Raw genomic sequence first — 19,062 nt, 5'->3', positions numbered from 1 at the left:
GGTTAGGTGTACTCGATACTCAGGATTTCATAAGAACGCACGCCACCGGGGGTACGCACTTCGACACTGTCCCCTTCCTCTTTACCAATCAGGGCACGAGCGATGGGGGATTTGATGTTCAGCAGGCCAGCTTCGATATTGGCTTCGTATTCGCCAACGATCTGCCAGGTCTTTTCCTCATCGGTGTCTTCGTCGACCAGAGTCACCTTTGCGCCAAACTTAACAGAACCGGACAGCTTTGCCGGGTCAATGACATCGGCCAGCGACAGGATACCTTCCAATTCCTTGATGCGGCCTTCGATGAAACCCTGCTTTTCACGTGCCGAGTGATATTCAGCGTTTTCCTTCAGGTCGCCCAGCTCGCGTGCCGAGGCAATCGCCTCGATGATCGCCGGGCGTTCAACGGATTTGAGGTTCTTCAGCTCAGCCGCAAGCGCGGCATTGCCCGCAGGCGTCATCGGGATCTTTTCCATACTCTCTACGTCCACGCATAAATTGAGTCGCCCCGCCGCACAGAAGCGTCGGGGCGAATATTAGGTTGGCAATTACCTGACCCAAATACCACGTGAATTGCAAGAGGTGACAGTGGTTACAGCGATCAATTCGCGACTTCGCGCCGTCGTGCGGATTTTGGGTGCGGTCTGTGGCGATGATCAGGGTGCCGAGACCTGTGCCATCGCTGGGAAGGGGCGTAAAGCCACATCATCTCAATCATATTGCACAACCTCGAATTCGATGCCGTTGTCGTCGCGGAAATAGAACCGACGCCCTGGTTCATAATCCGCGTGGTTGTGCGGCTCGAACCCAGCAGTTCGAACCTTGGCTTCGGTCGCATCGATATCTTCAACCAGAACGCCCACATGATTGAGGCCGCCAATGACATCATAGCTGCTTTCGCCCGAAGGTTTCGGTTCATCCGGTTTGTACAGCGCCAGGTAAGTATGGGCCGATCCGACATGAACCGTGTAACCACCTGCAATTGCGGGGCCTTCCCATCGGGTTTTCCAATCAAAGACCTGCTCCATCCAAGCGGCTGAAGCCTGCGGATCGCGGACTGTGAAATTTGTATGCTCAAGCGTTGCCATCATGGGATCTCCTGTTTTTAGGCTTGTCCCGACTCAAGCTAATTTCTAAACCTAACTTTAGGTCAAGGTATTTTTTGAGGATGTGATGGCTGTTTCAGAAGGGCTGGCAATCGGCGCATTGGCCCAGCGTACCGGGTTGGCAGTATCGGCTATCCGGTATTATGAGGCGCAGGGTTTGATATCGCCCTGGCGCAACTCGGGCGGGCAGCGGCGCTATCAGCGAGCCGACATTCGGCGGTTGAGCTTTGTGATGATTGCGCAGCAGTTCGGTTTGACCCTGCCGGAAATCCGCGAAGTGTTGTCGGTCCTGCCGGGAAACCGTACGCCGACACCGCAGGATTGGAAAGCCATCGGCGTTCAGCTTCGTGCCCATCTGGATCAACGAATCGATACGTTGACGCGGTTGCGCGACAATCTGGATGGGTGCATCGGATGCGGGTGTCTTAGCCTGCCGAAATGTGCGCTTTACAACCCCGATGACCGGGTAAAATCCAATGGTAGCGGTCCCAGGTATCTGATGGGGGACACACCAGAAGCTTGAAGTGTCGAATAGCGGCATTGTTACGCCGTGTTTCGATTGACCAAGGTCTTTGCAACCATGTAATCAGCCGTGAAACAAAATTGCGCCGACCACATGTAGAAAGCGCCAATTCGGAAAGTTAGCTAAGGAGCCCGCGATGGCCGAGATTGAACGCGAAGCGATGGAATACGATGTGGTGATCGTGGGTGCAGGCCCCGCGGGCCTGTCGGCGGCCATCCGTCTGAAACAGCTGGATGCCGACCTGAACGTCGTGGTTCTGGAAAAGGGCTCGGAAGTTGGCGCGCATATCCTGTCGGGTGCGGTGCTTGACCCCTGTGGTCTGGACGCGCTGATCCCGGACTGGAAGGAAAAAGGCGCTCCGCTGAACGTGCCCGTGCACGAAGACAACTTCTTCATGTTGGGTGAAGCGGGCAAACTGCGCATCCCCAACTTCCCGATGCCGCCGCTGATGAATAACCACGGCAACTACATCGTTTCGATGGGCAATGTCTGTCGCTGGATGGCAGAGCAGGCCGAAGAGCTTGGCGTTGAAATCTTCCCGGGAATGGCGTGTTCGGAACTGGTCTATGGCGAAAACGGCGAAGTCAAAGGCGTTGTCGCCGGTGTCTTTGGCCTGGAAGCTGACGGCTCGTACGGGCCTAACACCGAGCCGGGGATGGAGCTGCATGGTAAATATGTCTTCCTGTCGGAAGGCGTGCGCGGCTCGCTGTCCAAAGAAGTTATCGCCAAATATGAACTGCAAGCCGGTAAGGACGTGCAGAAATACGGCGTTGGCATGAAAGAGATCTGGGAGATCGACCCGGCCAAGCACAAGGAAGGTTCTGTCACGCACACGATGGGCTGGCCGCTGGGCAGCAACGCGGGTGGCGGATCGTTCATCTATCATCTTGAAAACAATCAGGTCTATGTCGGTTTCGTGGTTCACCTGAACTACAAGAACCCGCATCTGTATCCCTACATGGAATTCCAGCGCTTCAAGCACCATCCGATGGTTGCCGATCTGCTGAAGGGCGGCAAGCGCGTGGCCTACGGTGCGCGTGCTATTACCGAGGGCGGATATCAGTCGATGCCGAAGCTGGTCGCACCCGGTGTGGCACTGCTGGGCTGTTCAGCTGGGATGGTCAACGTGCCTCGCATCAAGGGCAACCACAATGCGATGCTGTCGGGCAAGGCAGCGGCAGAGGCTGCCTATGACGCGATCAAGGCTGACCGTTCGGGTGACGAGTTGACCGCATACGAGACAGATGTGCGCGACGGTCCGATCGGCAGCGATCTGAAAAAAGTGCGCAACGTCAAGCCGATCTGGTCGAAATGGGGTCTGACCGCATCGCTGATGTTGGGTGGTCTGGACATGTGGACCAATACCATGGGCTTCTCGATGTTCGGGACGGTCGGACACGGAAAGAACGACGCAGACTCGACCGAAGATGCCAGTAAGCACGCGCCCATCGACTATCCCAAACCCGATGGTGTGCTGTCATTTGATCGCCTGACCAACGTGTCTTTCGCGGCGACCAATCACGAGGAAAGCCAGCCCTGCCACCTGCGTTTGGCCGACCCCGAGGTGCCGGTCAAAGTCAACCTGCCCAAGTTTGACGAACCAGCGCAGCGCTATTGCCCCGCTGGCGTATATGAGGTTGTCGAGGACGAAACTGCGGGCCCGCGATTCGTCATCAACTTTCAGAACTGCGTGCACTGCAAAACCTGCGACATCAAGGATCCCAGCCAGAACATCACCTGGACAACGCCGCAGGGTGGGGATGGCCCGAACTACCCCAACATGTAAGCAAAAAAGCGGGCACTGGCAGGGTCGTGAAGGCTCTGCCATTGCCTCTTGCCAGCCGAAGCCCTAGCTTGATGGTCAGTCAATGATAGCAAGGCAGGATTTCGGTGGTTTCCCTGGTTCGTCGCGCGGCGCTGTCCGTGCTTCTCATGTCGTCGGTCGCAGTTCCGGCGTTCTCTGACTCGGGCGCAGGGTCGTATCTGGCCGGGCGACAGGCGATCTACGAAAGTGATTATGCCGCAGCCGAGCGCTATTATGCCCAAGCCCTGAAGTTCGATTCCCAAAATCCGCTGCTGTTGGAAAGCGTTGTCGTGGCGCGTTTGGCGTTGGGCGAAGTTGATCGTGCCTTGCCGGTTGCCGAGCAGATCGAACAGGCAAATCTGCCCAGTCAGGCCGCGCGTATGGCAATTGCGGCAAATCTGATTGTAGATGGCAAATACGACGTCCTTTTAGCGCGGAACCCCGAAACTCAGGGTGTCGGGCCGTTGGTGGATGGGTTGATGACCGCCTGGGCTCATTTGGCGCAGGGCGAAATGACAAAGGCGATGGAACAGTTCGAAACCGTTGCCACGCAAGACGGACTGAAAGAGTTTGCGTTGTACCACAAGGCAATGGCATTGGCCTCGATCGGCGACTTTGAAGGCGCCGAGGTGATCTTTGCGGACAATGAAGGTGCGGTGGCGCGTTTCACGCGTCGTGCGGCTTTGGCGCGAACCGAGGTGCTGTCTCAGCTGGATCGGAACGAAGACGCCTTACAGTTCCTCGAAGACGTCTTTGTGGCGGGTAGCGACCCGACAATAGAAACCTATACCAGCCAACTTGAGGCAGGTGAAACGCTGCCCTTCACGCATGTCCGTTCTGCGCAGGACGGTATGGCCGAAATTTTCTTTTCCGTTGGGGCCGCGCTGAACGCTGAGGCGTCGCCGGACTACGTTCTTCTTTACACACGGTTGGCCAGTTTTCTGCGCCCCGATCATGTGGACGCCATTTTGCTGAGTGCAGATCTTCTGGATCAACTGGAGCAGTATGATCTGGCAGTTGCCGCCTATCGCATGGTTCCGGCAGACAGCAATGATCACCACGCGGCCGAGCTGGGCCGGGCCGAGGTTCTGGACCGCTCAGGTAAAACCGATGCTGCCGTGGAAGTGCTGCAAAATCTGGCGGCGCAGGATCCTGACCTTCCGGGTGTGCATGTGGCCTTGGCTGACCTGCAGCGGCGTCAGGAAAACTATCAGGCGGCAGTAACGTCCTATGATACGGCGATTGCGCTGACCGATAACGCGGCGGGGGGTAACTGGTTCCTGCATTATGCCCGTGGCATCAGCCATGAGCGGTTGAAGCAGTGGGACCAGGCCGAAGCTGATTTCCGGCGCGCGCTTGAGCTGAACCCGGATCAGCCGCAGGTGTTGAATTATCTGGGCTATTCCCTTGTTGAGCGCAAAGAGAAGCTGGATGAAGCGCTGGACATGATTCAACGCGCTGTGGCAGCCCGCCCGGACAGTGGCTACATCGTCGACAGCTTGGGCTGGGTCCTGTTCCGTCTGGGTCGTTATGACGAGGCTGTTGAACAGATGGAACGCGCCGTTGAGCTGATGCCGGTCGATCCGGTGGTGAATGATCATCTGGGCGATGTCTACTGGGCCGTGGGACGGTCGCGTGAGGCCGAATTCCAATGGAAGCGGGCCCTGTCTTTCATTGATCCCGAAGATACAGATGGTGAAGCCGACCCTGAGCGCATTCGCCGCAAGATCGAGGTTGGGCTGGATGCCGTTCTGGCCGAAGAAGGTTCGGAACCTTTGAAGGTCGCCAATGGCAACTAAGGCGTTTGCGCCCGCCAAGATCAATCTGACCCTGCATGTCACTGGCCGTCGAGATGACGGCTATCATCTGTTGGATTCTCTGGTAGTTTTTGCGGATTTGGGTGATCAGCTGACATTTAACTCCGGCCCTGTGCTTTCCATGGAGGTGGGCGGAGAATTCGCCGATGGGGTACCCAAGGACAAACGCAATCTGGTGTGGAAAGCAGCCGAGGGCGTCGGGTGGACCGGGCAAATCGAGCTGCGCAAATCTCTGCCCCACGGGGCGGGGATCGGTGGCGGTTCGTCGGACGCCGCCGCAACGCTTTGTGCCTTGGCGCAGCAAGGCCATGCCGTTCCACCGGATTTACCCTTGTCACTGGGGGCAGATGTGCCCGTCTGTCAGAAGGGCCGAGCGATCAGAATGCAAGGCATTGGTGATCAACTGGTTGCTGTAAACCTTCCGCACTTGCCCGCTTTGTTGGTCAACCCGAATGTGCATGTGCCAACGGGGGCCGTGTTCAACGCTCTGGCGAGCAGAGACAATCCGGCTATGCCTGAGAACATCCCCGAGTTTCAAAACGCCAACGACTGTGCCTTGTGGCTAAGCGATCAGCGAAACGATCTGGAAGTGCCTGCCATGGGCGCTGCGCGCGAGATAGAACAGGTTCTGGACGAGCTGCAATCGACCAACCGCGCCCTTATCACGCGTATGTCGGGGTCGGGGTCAACCTGCTTTGCGCTGTATCCGACGATGAAAGACGCGCATTTCGCTGCTTATGAGATTGGCGCAGCCCATCCTGATTGGTGGTGCCGCGCCACTCAGCTTAACTGAGGCGCGAAACCACGTAATCTGCCAGTGCTCGCAGCAGGCTGCGAATCTCATGATCCGGCAGAACCTCAAGCGATGCCTTGGCTTTGTTGGCCCAGCCCAAGGCGTCTTGCCGGGTTTGTTCCAGCGTGGCATATTTGCCCATTAGCCCCAGCGCGTGATCAAGATCGCCGTCCTGTTGGCGGCCTTTTTCAATCGTGCGCTCCCAGAACGCGCGTTCTTCGGGCGTCGCTTGGGCCACGGCTTTGATCACCGGAAGAGTCAGCTTACGCTCGCGGAAATCATCACCCACGTTCTTGCCGGTTGCCTTGCTGTCTCCCTGATAGTCCAGCAGATCATCCGCAATCTGGAATGCAATGCCCAGTGAGTCGCCATAGTCGAACAATGCTTTGACCTGTTCTTCCGACGCGCCAGCGATCACACCACCGACCTCAGTCGCGGCGGAAAACAGTGCGGCTGTCTTGCCACGTACGACCTGCAGATAAACATCTTCGTCCGTACGCAGATCAGTTGCAGCGGTCATTTGCAGCACTTCACCTTCGGCAATCGTAGCCGAAGCGTTGGCAAGAATGTCCAAAACGCGCAGCGACCCAGTCTCGACCATCAGCTGGAAGCTGCGAGAAAATAGGTAATCGCCGACCAGAACGCTGGATTTGTTGTCCCACAGCAGATTTGCGGTCGGGCGACCGCGCCGCTGGGCGCTTTCGTCAACAACGTCGTCATGCAGCAGTGTCGCGGTGTGAATAAACTCGACCGTGGCGGCAAGGCGCACGTGGTGGTCGCCGGTATAGCCAAACAACTGCGCGGCGGCCAATGTCAGCATTGGGCGCAGACGCTTCCCACCTGCTTCCACCAGATGCCGGGTAACTTCCGGAATACGCGGCGCGTGGTCCGACGCCATTCGCGTACGGATCAAGCCATTCACGGCCTCCATCTCACCCGCCAAAAGTTCAGCGAGGCGCTCATGCGGTTTTGAGATCACGTCGACGGTCATCAAACTCCTGATACAAGGCTCGACTTCCACCTCGCCTTGCCCTTACATCCATCCCCATGAAAGAACTACTGCGCAGTACCGATCCGACAATCCTGGCCTTTGCATCCGCTCTCCTTGAAGGCGAGGATATAGACTGCTTTCAGATGGACGTAAATATGAGCATCCTCGAAGGCGGTATCGGAATCTTCCCCCGGCGCCTCATGGTGCGGGCCGAGGATCTGACCCGCGCTGAACGTGTTATGCGCGATAATGAGATTCCGCTGGGCCGATGACCCGCTTTGATGACAATGATTTGACCTGCAACGATTTCCTGGGTGGCCGGATTCGACTGCTGCAACCCGCCTCAGGTTATCGCGCCGGAATAGACCCGGTTTTACTGGCGGCATCAGTGCCGGCCAGTGCCGATCAGTCGGTTTTGGAGCTGGGATGTGGCGCGGGCGCCGCCATTCTGTGCCTGTCTGCGCGGGTGCCGGGCCTGCACCTGACAGGAATTGAATTGCAGCCTGCGTATGCCGATTTGGCGCGCCGGAATGCGGAAATGAACAGCGTGAAGCTGGATTTGATTGAGGCTGATCTGACCGCCTTGCCGACCGAGATTCGACAGCGCCAGTTTGATCACATCATTGCCAACCCCCCATATTACCGCGCCGGAGCGCATAGCCGGGCCAGCGATGCAGGACGAAGCATTGCTTTGGGCGAGGACACCCCTCTGAGCGACTGGATATCAGTGGCGGCCAAGCGTCTGGCCCCGCAAGGGTATCTGCAGATGATTCAAAAGGCAGACCGCTTGCCGGATATGATAGTGGCCTGCGCGGATAAACTGGGCTCAGTTGAAGTGTTGCCGCTCTGCGCGCGCGCAGGTCGACAGGCGGAATTGGTCATTTTGCGGGCCCGCAAAGGGGGGCGTGCGGCATTTCGCCTCCATGCGCCATTGATTCTGCACGCGGGCGAGCGCCATGAAATGGACGGCGAAAGCTATACAGACCAGATCGTGGCAGTCCTGAGACACGCCGCGCCGTTGCCCCGGTTCTGACGGCGATCGGCAATGACCAGCCGATTTTGTCGGATTTATTACAGATTCTGTGCTTGTGCAGCGTGACAGGGTGGAAACGATGTGGTCAACTTCTTACGTGAACTACAGACACGTAAACCAAGGAGGATCGCAATGAGCGTGAGCGCACATCTGACGGAACTGAAGAAAAAGCACGAATCTCTCGGTCTCGAAGTGGAACAAGCCCAACGCTCGCCGGGCATTGATGATCTTCATATTGCTCAGTTGAAAAAACAGAAACTTAAGCTGAAAGAAGAGATCGAACGCCTGTCTGCCTAAGATTTCAGGCTGGAGCGGGCCGCGATCAAGGCCCCGCCAGTGATCAACAAGGTCGCGATCGCAAGCCCTCAGGATGAGGCGGCGGTCCCGGCCACAACTAAAGCCAGCGTTGACAACAAAGAGGCCGCGTAAGACGAGGCTCCAAGAATTTGAATGTCGCCTTGCATGACCTCGACGTCCCGCACATAGAACGCTAGCCCGACAGGCCCAGCGCACTCCAATCGTTCCGTCAATCGCGAAGCAGGTCGTGTTCCATAGTAGGGTTGGCGCAGGTTCGGATTCGAATGTGAATTTGTCAAATAATGCCCATAATAAAGCGGCCAAAAATCCGATTTCCGCTGCATTTTAGTTACGAGGTGGAAACCTCTTTAATCGGTATGATTTCAAACTCATCTGATATATGCGCGGTTTTTTCGATCTCGGTCAGGAACCAATCTCGGAAGGCCGCGATCTGAGGCTTTTTCTCGGCTCCAGGCAGGCATAAAAACCGGAATCGGCCTTGTGTTTCCAAGGCCACTTTGAAGGGTGCGACCAAGCGGCCTTCGGTCAGATCTTTGAGAATCATGGCGCGTCGTCCAAGCGCCACTCCGACACCGGCGACAGCGGCGTCAATTGCGTGATCGGCATTTGAAAAATGCGCGCCATGAGTCGGGGTGAAATCGACCCCCATGGCGCGGAACCAAGCGGGCCAGTCGCAGGGCGGGGTCAGAAAACTGATCGAATCGTCATGGATCAATGGGGCGTGTCGCAGGCTTTCCGGGGTGTCGAATTGTTCCGCCAGTTCTGGTGTCATGACCGGGGTTAGCCATTCTTTTCTGACCGGTACGGAATAAAGCCCTTCATCTGCAGAATTGCCAAAGCGGATGGCGACATCCACATCGTCCCGCTCAAGGTCCATGTTGCGCAGCGTGGCCGAGAATTTCAGATCGATCTCAGGATGGGCGCGGGCAAACTCGTAGAGCCGTGGTGCCAGCCATTTGGCCGTCAATGCAGGACCGGCTGTGACGGTCAAGCTGGTGTCGTTCTCTTGCCTGCGCACGGCGCGCCACGCAGCTTGCAATGCGGCAAAGCCTTCCGCTGTACCGGGTGCCAGGGTTCGACCGGCCTCAGTCAGCTCTACGGCGCGGTTCAGTCGGTGAAACAGAGGTCGGCCCAGATGTTCTTCAAGCGATTTGATCTGAAAAGACAGGGCCGCTGGCGTCACATGCAGCTCTGCCGCCGCCTTCGCGAAAGACATATGCCGGGCTGCGGCGTCAAACGCACGGAGCGCGGTCAGCGGGGGAAGATAGTCGCTCATAGTGAAGTAAAACTTAACTGAAAGTCCAAGAAAGCTCGTTTGTAGCTTTCATAAGTAACCTTCATATTCGCCTTAGGTCAAATAAAACTGATTTGAATAGGAGACAGCCATGATCGAGATGACGACAAATCCCGCCGCGCAGATGGCGATCCTGCGCGCCCATCAAGAACGCAGCCGTGTCATTTGGCAATTCTGGAAGCGCATTTTCGGTTCCCGCTGATCGCAGCGCGCGCGATCTTACGGGATAGAAAAGGGCCGGTCCAAAAGGACCGGCCCGTTTTGTCTTCTGACAAATGAATCAGACGAAGAACTGCGCACCGTTGGCCGAGATGGTCGAGCCATTGATGAATTGGGAATCGTCCGAGGCCAGGAACGCCACGCAGCGTGCGATTTCCTCAGGTTCACCCAAACGACCTGCCGGAATCTGACCGATGATGGATTCGCGGACCTTTTCCGGTACGGCCATAACCATCTCGGTTGCGATGTAGCCGGGGCAGATTGCATTGGCTGTAATACCCGCGCGCGCACCTTCCTGCGCCAGGGACTTTACGATGCCCAGGTCGCCAGCTTTGGTCGCGGCATAGTTCACCTGAGCAAACTGACCTTTCTGACCGTTGATCGAGCTGATGACGATGACGCGGCCAAATTTACGCTCGCGCATGCCGGGCCAGACGGGGTGTACGGTGTTGAAGACACCGGTCAGGTTGGTGTCAATCACGTCTTTCCACTGATCGGGCGTCATTTTGTGGAATGGCGCATCGCGCGTAATGCCTGCGTTGGCAACAACGATGTCGATGGGGCCAACCTCGGCTTCGACTTTCTCGATACCCGCTTTGGATTCGTCATAATCGGCGACGTTCCACTTGTAGGTCTTGATGCCGGTTTCTTCGGTGAATTTCGCGGCGGCTTCGTCATTGCCTGCATAGGTAGCGGCAACATTGTATCCTTCGGCTTTGAGCGCCTTGGAAATTGCTGCGCCAATGCCGCGGGAACCGCCGGTGACGAGTGCTGTACGTGCCATTTATGACTCCTTCAATTTTAGTCGTCTTGGTAATGCTGTTACTCTGAGAGGTGATCGTGCGCAATATTGTTTCGTTGTGGATTTGACCTTTTTAGGTAGCAATATCGTCGCATCCAACGGGTAAGACCCTGTTGTAACAAAAAAGGGCGCCCAAGGGACGCCCTTTGTTATTCAGGTGTCAACGCACTTAGTCGCGCTCCACACACAGGGCGACACCCATGCCGCCACCGATGCAAAGGGTCGCCAGACCCTTCTTGGCATCGCGGCGCTTCATTTCGAACAGAAGCGTGTTCAGGACACGGCAGCCCGACGCGCCGATCGGATGCCCGATGGCGATTGCGCCGCCGTTGACGTTAACGATCGACGGATCCCAGCCCATGTCCTTGTTTACGGCGCAGGCCTGCGCGGCAAAGGCTTCGTTGGCTTCAACCAGATCCAAATCGTCAACCGACCAGCCTGCCTTTTCCAGCGCCTTGCGCGAGGCATAGATCGGGCCAACACCCATGATCGACGGGTCCAGACCGGCGGTTGCGTAAGAGGCGATGCGGGCGAGGGGCTCGATCCCACGCTTTTCGGCGTTTTCTGCTGACATCAGCAGGGTCGCTGCCGCGCCGTCATTCAGGCCGGAAGCGTTCGCCGCAGTAACCGAGCCATCCTTTGTGAAGGCCGGGCGCAGCTTTGCCATGGCTTCCATGGTTGCGCCGTGGCGGATGTATTCGTCCTTGTCCATCACGATATCGCCCTTGCGGGTCTTGATGGTGAAGGGCACGATTTCATCTGCGAATTTGCCAGCCTTTTGGGCGGCTTCGGCCTTGTTCTGCGAAGCAACAGCAAATTCATCCTGCATGTCGCGGCTGATCTGCCATTTTTCGGCAACGTTCTCGGCAGTCTGACCCATGTGATAGCCGTTGAAGGCATCCCACAAACCGTCGCGGATCATCGTGTCGATATACTTCATGTCGCCCATCTTGTGACCGGCGCGCAGGGCAGCGGCATGGGGCGACAGTGTCATGTTTTCCTGACCACCGGCGGCAACGATCTCGGCGTCACCCAGCTGGATGTGCTGGGCACCCAGCGCGACAGCGCGCAGGCCCGAACCACACACCTGGTTGATGCCCCAGGCTGCGCTTTCCTGCGGCAAACCGGCATTGATATGCGCCTGGCGTGCAGGGTTCTGGCCTTGGGCGGCAGTCAGAACCTGACCCATGATTGTTTCGCTAACCTCGCCTTTGTCCACACCGGCGCGTTCGACAACTGCTTCCAGGACGGCAGCGCCCAGATCATGTGCAGGGGTGTTCGCAAACGAACCACTGAAGCTGCCGACACCTGTGCGTGCGGCGGATGCGATTACTACGTTGGTCATATGATCAGTCCTTTACCGTCATGGGCCAGCGGAATTTCTGACGGCGCAGGCCGAGAGGAGCCCCCCTCGAAACAAGAGCGCCCCGTGATCCCCGCTCAAGTACTCATGCAATAGCCTAATGCTGCACATGCAGCAACGGTCAGCTTGTCTCAGCGTTGTAAAAGCACGAATTTTTCTGATTGACCCATGGTCAACTTCCTGTTTTTGAAACGCTTTCCTGCTTCCAGGGGGCAGCGACACTTGGCGCGCCAAACAAGTACCCTTGCAGGCAATCCACGCCGCTGGCTGTCAAAAACGCAGCGTCTTCGCGTGTTTCAACCGATTCGGCGGTGACCAAAATTTCAAACTCCCGAGCCACTGCGATCAGAGCACGCACAAGTGTCTGATTGTCTGGGTTGTTGCTGATACCCCTGACAAACTGCCCATCAATTTTGGCGGCATCGAACAAGAATTCACGAAAGTGGCGAAAGCAAAAATTACTGGCACCGAAGTCATCCAGGGCAAAGGCAATGCCGCGATCCTGTAAACGGTCCATAAAGTCGATCACCAATTCCGGTACTTGCATGGCCGAGCCTTCCGAAATTTCAAGGATCAGCCGCTCGCCCAGTGCGGCGTCACGCTTGAGGAACCGATCCAGGGTTGCCGACCACCTAGAATACCCGATCGAGCGGGCGGACATATTGATCGATAGCCTAATCTCAGGGTTTCTCACCAGTGTTCGCAACCCAAACTCCAGCGCAACGCAATCCAGATCCCGGCCAATCGGGGTGTTTTCGAGTTGCGGCATGAACTCGCGCGCAGGAATAACCCTCCCTGTTTCGTCCAGCACACGAATGAACCCTTCATAAAACGCAACGCCGTTAGGAGCGTTTGCCTGCATGACCGGTTGAAAAGCCAACTTGCACTGTTTGTGCTTCACCGCATCGGTTGCCATCTGCACAATCGAACGATCGCGAGTCGACACCGCAGCGTTCAGCGGGCTTTCTGACCCATCGGGCACATTAAGTTGTTTCTTGTTTCCCATAGCGCCGATTCCCATCAGCCCGTGACAGACGGTATGTCCGGGGCAGGTGTTTCGACACAGTTTCGGGGTAAACAGATGAATCTGCGGTTAAGGAGCCAGAAGATTCAGGATTTATCGAGAGATGCTCCAAGCGCGGGCAAGGGACGAAGCCGCACTCAGCACCGCTCCTACTACGCCTGTAACCATCAAAGCAAAGCCCAAGGCGATCCATGCCGGTGCAGTGCTGTTCAACGCTGTAATCATCGCGAGCAAAAGGCCGGACAACCCGACATAGGTTGAAATGACTGCCAAACGGTTCATGCCGACCCTCCTTCACTCTTGACCACAGATGAGTAGCGATATGGCCTGCGAAGCCTGAATTTCAAGGGCGGCGGGTGCGCGTTCGCCGGTGTCAGACCCGCTCTGCCTGTCCAGTGGGCAGTTTTTTGTCGAAATGTTCAAACCCGGGCGTTCCGCAATCTTCTGGATGACGGGCCAGATGTTTGGCCTTGATCTGTTCCGAGCTGTCGCGGCTGCCATCGTGGCTGTATCCCGGCGGGGCAAAGCAATAAGCCAGCCGTTGGCGCAGTGTCAGACCGGGCTGGGTCGCGTCACGCCAGATGCCGACCCATTCGTGAAAGGCCACGCGCAGCGGGTTGAATGTGCCGATATTGTGAACCAGTCCGAAATCGACACGGTCGTTTTCCTGCTCTGGGACAAAGGTTCCGAACATCTTGTCCCAGATGATGAAGACGCCTGCATAGTTGCAATCCAGATAGCGTGCATTCCGGCCGTGATGGGCGCGGTGGTGACTAGGGGTGTTCATAATGGCCTCGAACCAACGGGGCATCTTTCCGATGGCCTCGGTGTGAATCCAGAACTGATAGATCAGGTTCAATCCACCGACAAACAGGACCAGGGCCGGATGGAACCCGATCAGGATCAATGGCGCGCGCACGACCATCATAAGCGTAAAGGTATAGGTCCAGGGCTGCCGCAAAGCGGTGGTCAGGTTGTAGTGCTGTGAGCTGTGGTGATTGACGTGGTTTGCCCAAACCCAGCGGATGCGGTGGCCAAAACGGTGCACCCAGTAGTAACGGAAATCGTCCAGCACAAAGCACAGAATGATCACCGGGATCGACGTGCCGAGATCCAGCGGTGTGATCTGCCACAGCCACATGAAAAAGCCATAAGCAATGAAGCCCAGCAGAAACCCGGACGCGATATTGCCTGCGCCCATGATCAACGAAGTTACGGCATCACGCGTTTCGTATCTCCCGCCTTTGCCTTTGACGGCGATCCACAAAAATTCCGCCAAGATCGCGGCCACAAAAAAGGGAACCGCCCACTGAACGGCATCGGGGAAACTGATCTGGTCGGTCATTCGGGCTCCATCAGGTGACGCCAGTGGGCGCGCTCTATTTCGTCCAGGTGGATAAGAGTGCCGGGGGTGTCGAAGTCGTGAAACTGGATTTCAAAGCCTTCGGGGCGTTCGATCCAATCGAAATCCAGCAAATGCCGGGCCACAGTGTCGGCACCGAAGGACCACAGCAGTCCTGCGCCGGTTTCGGTACGCACCAGTGCCGCGTGACGGTCATTCGAGATCGTGACATCAATGATGGTGTCGTCCGGTGCATGCCGCAGCCATTGTGCGCGTGCGGTTTCGGGTGTCAGCACAAAAGGCTCCGAATGGCCCGTCAGATGCAAAAGCAATGTGATTCCGGCGATTCCTCCGACCACCAGAACCAATAGTATTTCCAACGGCATCCCATCCTCCTGCGGACACCCTGCAAAGACACGTTGGGGCTGTCAAAGGTGGCGTTGCGTCAGGTACGTTCCAGACGTTCCAGAATTTCGTACTGAACAACACGTTGGACAAAAGGCACCAGCCCATCAGGACCTGATGCCCGATCCTTGAGGTGGATGCAGATATCCGGACGACGGGCGGCAATAATGCCAACCATCTCTCCGCGAATCGTGTCATCCAGACCTGCCCCCAAAATGGCGCAGGTGATCCGAGGTTCGGCATCCAACTGCTTTCGAACTTCGTCGGTGTCATGCGCGCCCAGCCATTGAATCGGCAAGTGATCCAGTTGTCTGGCCACATCGCCGATCACGTTTGGCAGCTTCCCAATCAAAAGAACCACCGGTTTCATCGCAGCCTCCTTCCCATAAGGGCACAAACGAAAACCGGCCCATTTGGGCCGGTTCGAGTGTAGCACAAACAGGTGGTAACCGCGCTATTCGTCAGCTATTTGCTTCTACAAGTGTCGAGATGATCGTTTTGGCGCTGTCCGAGTTCCATTCGGCATCCCCGATCAGGCGGGCGATTTCCTGGCCTTCGGGATCCAGTATGACCGTGATCGGAAGCGCGATCACGCCAAACTCGCGCGCGGCCGCCGAGCTTGGGTCCTGATGGCGGGGCAAATTGGCAATACCGTTCTCTTCAAAGAACTTTTCGATCCCGGCGGGCGAGTTTCGGCCGGTCGCCAAAGTCAGGACCTGAAACTTGTCGCCTCCGAACTCTTCCTGCAGTTCCGCGATCTGAGGCATTTCCTTGCGGCAAGGCGCACACCAGGTGGCCCAGAAATTCAGCAGTACGTATTTGCCTTCGTAATCTGCAAGCGTACCGACGCCACCCTCATCTTCCAGCTGGAATTCGATGGATTTGGCAGGCTTGGGCTCTTTATGCAGGATCAAGCGCTTCAGGCTGTCTTCCCGCAGCGGTGCCAGCGTCTCGGCATCGGTGGCCAAAGCGGCGTTTGCACCCAGCGCAAGGGCCATATAAAGGGGGATCAGACGAAATAGGCGCATATCAACTCCGGGTTTTCTTACATGACCGATCAATCCTCGAACCAGATGTGGGGCGGCCGCTTTGCCGCCGGTCCAGACGCGATCATGGAGGCGATCAACGCCTCGATCGGTTTCGATCAGCGGATGGCAGCCCAGGACATCGCAGGCTCGCGCGCCCATGCCGCCATGCTGGCTGCCACAGGCGTTATAAGTGATAGTGACGCCGAAGCTATTCGGGAAGGGCTGCTCACCGTTTTGTCAGAAATCCAGAACGGGGAATTTCAATTCTCGACCGCATTGGAAGACATCCACATGAATGTGGAAGCGCGGTTGAAAGAGGTGATTGGTGAGCCGGCAGGCCGTCTGCACACAGGTCGTTCGCGCAATGACCAGGTGGCGACTGATTTCAAACTCTGGGTCCGGGATCAGTTGGACGCAGCCGAAACCGGCCTGCTGGCACTCATCCGCGCGCTTTTGGCGCAGGCTCAGGCTGGGGCCGATTGGGTCATGCCCGGTTTCACGCACCTGCAAACAGCGCAGCCGGTGACATGGGGCCACCATATGATGGCCTATGTCGAGATGTTTGGCCGCGACCTGTCCCGCGTTCGTGATGCGCGCGCGCGCATGAACGAATCTCCGCTGGGGGCTGCAGCACTGGCCGGAACATCGTTCCCCATCGACCGCCACATGACGGCCGAGGCACTGGGCTTCGACCGTCCTGCTGCAAACTCGCTGGATGCGGTCAGTGATCGCGACTTTGCGTTGGAATTCCTGTCGACCGCGTCTATCTGCGCCGTCCACCTGTCTCGTTTTGCCGAGGAACTTGTGATTTGGTCCTCGGCTCAGTTCCGGTTTGTGACCCTATCCGACCGCTTCTCGACCGGCTCGTCGATCATGCCGCAGAAGAAGAACCCCGACGCGGCCGAGCTGATCCGCGCCAAGGTGGGGCGTATCTTTGGGGCCAACACGGCGCTGATGATGGTGATGAAGGGTCTGCCGCTGGCCTATTCCAAAGACATGCAGGAAGACAAAGAACAGGTCTTTGACGCTGCCGATAACTGGATGCTGGCGCTGGCGGCGATGGAGGGCATGGTCAAGGATATGACCGCCAATCAAGATAGCCTGGCTGCTGCTGCGGGGTCCGGTTTTTCGACCGCCACCGATCTGGCTGACTGGTTGGTGCGGGTTTTGGGCCTGCCGTTCCGCGATGCACACCATGTTACCGGGTCGCTGGTGGCCATGGCCGAAAGCAAAGGCTGCGACCTGCCTGATCTGACGCTGGAGGATATGCAATCGGTTCACGCGGAAATCACCGATGACGTCTATTCTGTTCTTACCGTGCAAAACTCGGTAAACTCGCGCCAATCTTACGGCGGCACGGCCCCTGATCAGGTGCGTGCCCAGATCGAACGATGGAAGGCAATGGTGTGATGACAGCTGTTCGTGTGGTGGCGATCGTGGTGTCCGGCCTGATACTAGCCGGATGCGGGGCCGATGGTGAACCGTCGCAGCCCACTGCGGTACAGCCTACGGCCAGCGCCACGATTGGGGTCGGTACCAGCGGGACCTATGTTGCAGGGGGCGTTGGTCTTAGCCGCGGGCCGCTGGGTATCTATCTGGGGTTCTGAACCTTTTGATATTGCACACCTAGGCCCGTTACCCCACTTAGGACGCGTGCAACAACGCGTAGATCCTCTCAACGAAAAGACACTGACATGAGAACAGTTGGACTGATTTTGGCATTTGCGGCGCTGGCGGCATGTGAACCCTCGTCCGCGCGACGCCCCGAGCCTGCGGCAGAGCCGAAGCAATCTGGCAGCGGTATTTCAATCTCCGGCTATGGTCGGGTTGGAGTTTCCACCACAAATTAACGGGACTTCTGAGTGCGGAATCCATTGATCCGCAGTCGCCTTCTGGTCTAAGCGCGCGGGTATGGATCATTTTCTCTACCGCGACGGCGCGCTTTTCGCCGAGGATGTCCCTGTTTCCGAAATCGCTGCAGCGGTCGGAACCCCTTTTTACGTCTATTCGACGGCGACACTGCTGCGACATTTCAAGCTGTTTGATGATGCGCTGGACGGCACTGATCATCTGGTTTGCTACGCGATGAAAGCGGCCAGCAACCAGGCCATATTGAAGACTCTGGCGCAGGCGGGGGCAGGAATGGATGTGGTCTCGGGCGGGGAGTATTTGCGGGCCAAAGCCGCAGGCGTTCCAGGCGACAAGATCGTCTTTTCGGGGGTTGGCAAAACGGCGGACGAGATTCGTACCGCGCTGACAGGTGGAATCCGCCAGTTCAACGTTGAGTCCGAGCCAGAGATGGACGTGATCAACGCGGTCGCACTGGAGCTGGGCGTTGTGGCGCCGATCACTGTTCGGGTGAACCCGGACGTGGATGCCAAGACCCACGCCAAGATTGCAACCGGCAAGTCCGAAAACAAGTTCGGCATTCCGATTGCACGCGCGTCCGAGGTTTATGCCCATGCTGCCAACCTGCCGGGGCTGGAGGTGATCGGGATCGACGTCCATATCGGTTCGCAATTGACCGAGCTTGAGCCGTTCGAGCTTGCTTATACCAAGGTTGCTGAACTGACCGAACAGTTGCGGGCTGAAGGTCACAATATTCGCCGCCTCGATCTTGGGGGCGGGTTGGGCATCCCCTACACCCGTTCGAATGACGCGCCGCCGCTTCCGTTGGAATACGGCGCACTGATCAAGAAGACACTCGGACATCTAGATTGTGAGATCGAGATTGAACCGGGCCGCCTTATCGCGGGCAATGCCGGGTTGATGGTTAGCAAGGTGATTTACGTGAAGTCAGGCGAAGGTCGCGATTTTCTTATCCTCGATGGGGCCATGAACGACCTGATCCGCCCGGCAATGTACGAGGCGCATCACGACATCGTTGCGGTGCAGGAACCAGCGGCCGGGGTTGAACAGCAACCCTATGACATAGTGGGCCCCGTGTGCGAATCGGGGGATACCTTTGCCAAGCAGCGCAATATGCCGCCTTTGAAATCAGGGGATCTGATCGCCTTCCGCAGCGCAGGCGCGTACGGAGCGGTTATGGCCAGCGAATACAACACCCGCCCCCTGATCCCCGAAGTTTTGGTCAATGGTGATCAATTTGCAGTCATTCGTGAACGGCCAAGCTTTGACGAAATCATAAACCGCGATACCATACCTTCGTGGCTCTGATGCGATAACCGTGCGGGCCCAACCCG

At 57.2% G+C, this 19,062-nt stretch carries 22 protein-coding genes and 1 pseudogene; 10 read left to right on the top strand and 13 right to left on the bottom strand.

The features are described from left to right. Window positions 1–2 precede the first annotated feature (2 nt). On the bottom strand, window positions 3–473 hold the full coding sequence (greA, locus tag I9187_RS15460; protein WP_171179075.1) for a transcription elongation factor GreA: 471 nt from the start codon (window positions 471–473) through the stop codon (window positions 3–5). Window positions 474–707: 234 nt separating this feature from the next. After that, window positions 708–1,088, bottom strand: coding sequence for a VOC family protein (locus I9187_RS15455; protein WP_171179077.1), 381 nt, complete (start codon window positions 1,086–1,088; stop codon window positions 708–710). A gap of 82 nt (window positions 1,089–1,170) precedes the next feature. On the opposite strand from I9187_RS15455, the gene soxR reads away from it, so the two are divergent. The 4 genes from soxR to I9187_RS15435 all read left to right on the top strand — a co-directional run bounded on the left by soxR (window position 1,171) and on the right by I9187_RS15435 (window position 6,040). Further along, a complete protein-coding gene (gene soxR / locus I9187_RS15450) occupies window positions 1,171–1,626 on the top strand; it encodes a redox-sensitive transcriptional activator SoxR (RefSeq protein ID WP_171179080.1) in 456 nt (151 codons plus the stop codon). A gap of 136 nt (window positions 1,627–1,762) precedes the next feature. Next, window positions 1,763–3,412, top strand: coding sequence for an electron transfer flavoprotein-ubiquinone oxidoreductase (locus I9187_RS15445; protein WP_171179081.1), 1,650 nt, complete (start codon window positions 1,763–1,765; stop codon window positions 3,410–3,412). 146 nt (window positions 3,413–3,558) lie between these two features. Further along, the gene (locus tag I9187_RS15440; protein WP_171238524.1) at window positions 3,559–5,229 is read left to right on the top strand and encodes a tetratricopeptide repeat protein; all 1,671 of its coding nucleotides are present in this window, start codon (window positions 3,559–3,561) and stop codon (window positions 5,227–5,229) included. After that, complete coding sequence (locus I9187_RS15435) at window positions 5,219–6,040, top strand: 4-(cytidine 5'-diphospho)-2-C-methyl-D-erythritol kinase (protein WP_171179083.1); 822 nt, start codon at window positions 5,219–5,221, stop codon at window positions 6,038–6,040. Before I9187_RS15440 ends, I9187_RS15435 begins: the two co-directional genes overlap by 11 nt. Here I9187_RS15435 and I9187_RS15430 read toward each other — a convergent pair. Then, on the bottom strand, window positions 6,033–7,031 hold the full coding sequence (locus tag I9187_RS15430; protein ID WP_209509635.1) for a polyprenyl synthetase family protein: 999 nt from the start codon (window positions 7,029–7,031) through the stop codon (window positions 6,033–6,035). The genes I9187_RS15435 and I9187_RS15430 overlap by 8 nt on opposite strands. Before the next feature lie 56 nt (window positions 7,032–7,087). Between I9187_RS15430 and I9187_RS15425 the strand changes: the two genes are divergently transcribed. The 3 genes from I9187_RS15425 to I9187_RS15415 all read left to right on the top strand — a co-directional run bounded on the left by I9187_RS15425 (window position 7,088) and on the right by I9187_RS15415 (window position 8,361). Continuing rightward, the gene (locus I9187_RS15425) at window positions 7,088–7,303 is read left to right on the top strand and encodes a DUF2007 domain-containing protein (RefSeq protein WP_050604033.1); all 216 of its coding nucleotides are present in this window, start codon (window positions 7,088–7,090) and stop codon (window positions 7,301–7,303) included. Beyond that, window positions 7,300–8,064: a methyltransferase gene (locus tag I9187_RS15420; protein WP_209940238.1), complete on the top strand. Its 765-nt coding sequence runs from the start codon at window positions 7,300–7,302 to the stop codon at window positions 8,062–8,064. Before I9187_RS15425 ends, I9187_RS15420 begins: the two co-directional genes overlap by 4 nt. 132 nt (window positions 8,065–8,196) lie before the next feature. Continuing rightward, entirely contained in the window at window positions 8,197–8,361 is a 165-nt protein-coding gene (locus I9187_RS15415; RefSeq protein ID WP_083445267.1) for a DUF465 domain-containing protein, read from the top strand. On the opposite strand, the pseudogene I9187_RS21985 reads toward I9187_RS15415, so the two are convergent. The 10 genes and pseudogenes from I9187_RS21985 to I9187_RS15370 form a co-directional block, all read right to left on the bottom strand. Then, window positions 8,358–8,570: pseudogene (locus I9187_RS21985) on the bottom strand (EamA family transporter); the annotation flags it as partial. The gene I9187_RS15415 and the pseudogene I9187_RS21985 overlap by 4 nt on opposite strands. A gap of 140 nt (window positions 8,571–8,710) precedes the next feature. Next, complete coding sequence (locus I9187_RS15410) at window positions 8,711–9,658, bottom strand: transcriptional regulator GcvA (RefSeq protein WP_171179089.1); 948 nt, start codon at window positions 9,656–9,658, stop codon at window positions 8,711–8,713. A gap of 298 nt (window positions 9,659–9,956) precedes the next feature. Then, window positions 9,957–10,679 (bottom strand): acetoacetyl-CoA reductase, encoded by a 723-nt coding sequence (gene phbB / locus I9187_RS15405; RefSeq protein ID WP_171093728.1) that lies wholly within the window; start codon window positions 10,677–10,679, stop codon window positions 9,957–9,959. 187 nt (window positions 10,680–10,866) lie between these two features. Then, entirely contained in the window at window positions 10,867–12,042 is a 1,176-nt protein-coding gene (locus tag I9187_RS15400; protein WP_171093726.1) for an acetyl-CoA C-acetyltransferase, read from the bottom strand. Between the two features lie 190 nt (window positions 12,043–12,232). Further along, on the bottom strand, window positions 12,233–13,066 hold the full coding sequence (locus I9187_RS15395; protein ID WP_171179090.1) for an EAL domain-containing protein: 834 nt from the start codon (window positions 13,064–13,066) through the stop codon (window positions 12,233–12,235). 111 nt (window positions 13,067–13,177) lie between these two features. Then, complete coding sequence (locus I9187_RS15390; protein WP_171179092.1) at window positions 13,178–13,366, bottom strand: hypothetical protein; 189 nt, start codon at window positions 13,364–13,366, stop codon at window positions 13,178–13,180. 91 nt (window positions 13,367–13,457) lie between these two features. Then, on the bottom strand, window positions 13,458–14,429 hold the full coding sequence (locus I9187_RS15385) for a sterol desaturase family protein (protein ID WP_171179093.1): 972 nt from the start codon (window positions 14,427–14,429) through the stop codon (window positions 13,458–13,460). Beyond that, window positions 14,426–14,812, bottom strand: coding sequence for a hypothetical protein (locus I9187_RS15380; RefSeq protein WP_171179095.1), 387 nt, complete (start codon window positions 14,810–14,812; stop codon window positions 14,426–14,428). The genes I9187_RS15385 and I9187_RS15380 overlap by 4 nt, the downstream gene beginning before the upstream one ends. 59 nt (window positions 14,813–14,871) lie before the next feature. Next, window positions 14,872–15,201, bottom strand: a complete 330-nt coding sequence (locus I9187_RS15375; RefSeq protein ID WP_171179097.1) for a hypothetical protein — start codon at window positions 15,199–15,201, stop codon at window positions 14,872–14,874. Window positions 15,202–15,292: 91 nt separating this feature from the next. Continuing rightward, on the bottom strand, window positions 15,293–15,859 hold the full coding sequence (locus I9187_RS15370) for a TlpA disulfide reductase family protein (protein WP_171179099.1): 567 nt from the start codon (window positions 15,857–15,859) through the stop codon (window positions 15,293–15,295). A 21-nt stretch (window positions 15,860–15,880) separates the two neighbouring features. Here I9187_RS15370 and argH point away from each other — a divergent pair, with 21 nt between their 5' ends. The 3 genes from argH (at window position 15,881) to lysA (ending at window position 19,036) form a co-directional block, all read left to right on the top strand. Beyond that, on the top strand, window positions 15,881–17,269 hold the full coding sequence (gene argH / locus I9187_RS15365) for an argininosuccinate lyase (protein ID WP_171179100.1): 1,389 nt from the start codon (window positions 15,881–15,883) through the stop codon (window positions 17,267–17,269). After that, window positions 17,269–17,466, top strand: coding sequence for an argininosuccinate lyase (locus I9187_RS15360; protein ID WP_171093711.1), 198 nt, complete (start codon window positions 17,269–17,271; stop codon window positions 17,464–17,466). Before argH ends, I9187_RS15360 begins: the two co-directional genes overlap by 1 nt. Window positions 17,467–17,770: 304 nt before the next feature. Continuing rightward, window positions 17,771–19,036: a diaminopimelate decarboxylase gene (gene lysA / locus I9187_RS15355; RefSeq protein WP_171238495.1), complete on the top strand. Its 1,266-nt coding sequence runs from the start codon at window positions 17,771–17,773 to the stop codon at window positions 19,034–19,036. Window positions 19,037–19,062 lie beyond the last annotated feature (26 nt).

Source organism: Ruegeria sp. HKCCE4148, assembly GCF_017872495.1.
In the GTDB taxonomy this organism is placed as follows: Bacteria; Pseudomonadota; Alphaproteobacteria; order Rhodobacterales; family Rhodobacteraceae; genus Ruegeria.
The sequence above is the reverse complement of the archived record's forward strand: the minus strand, read 5'-3'. Positions and strand labels throughout refer to the sequence as shown.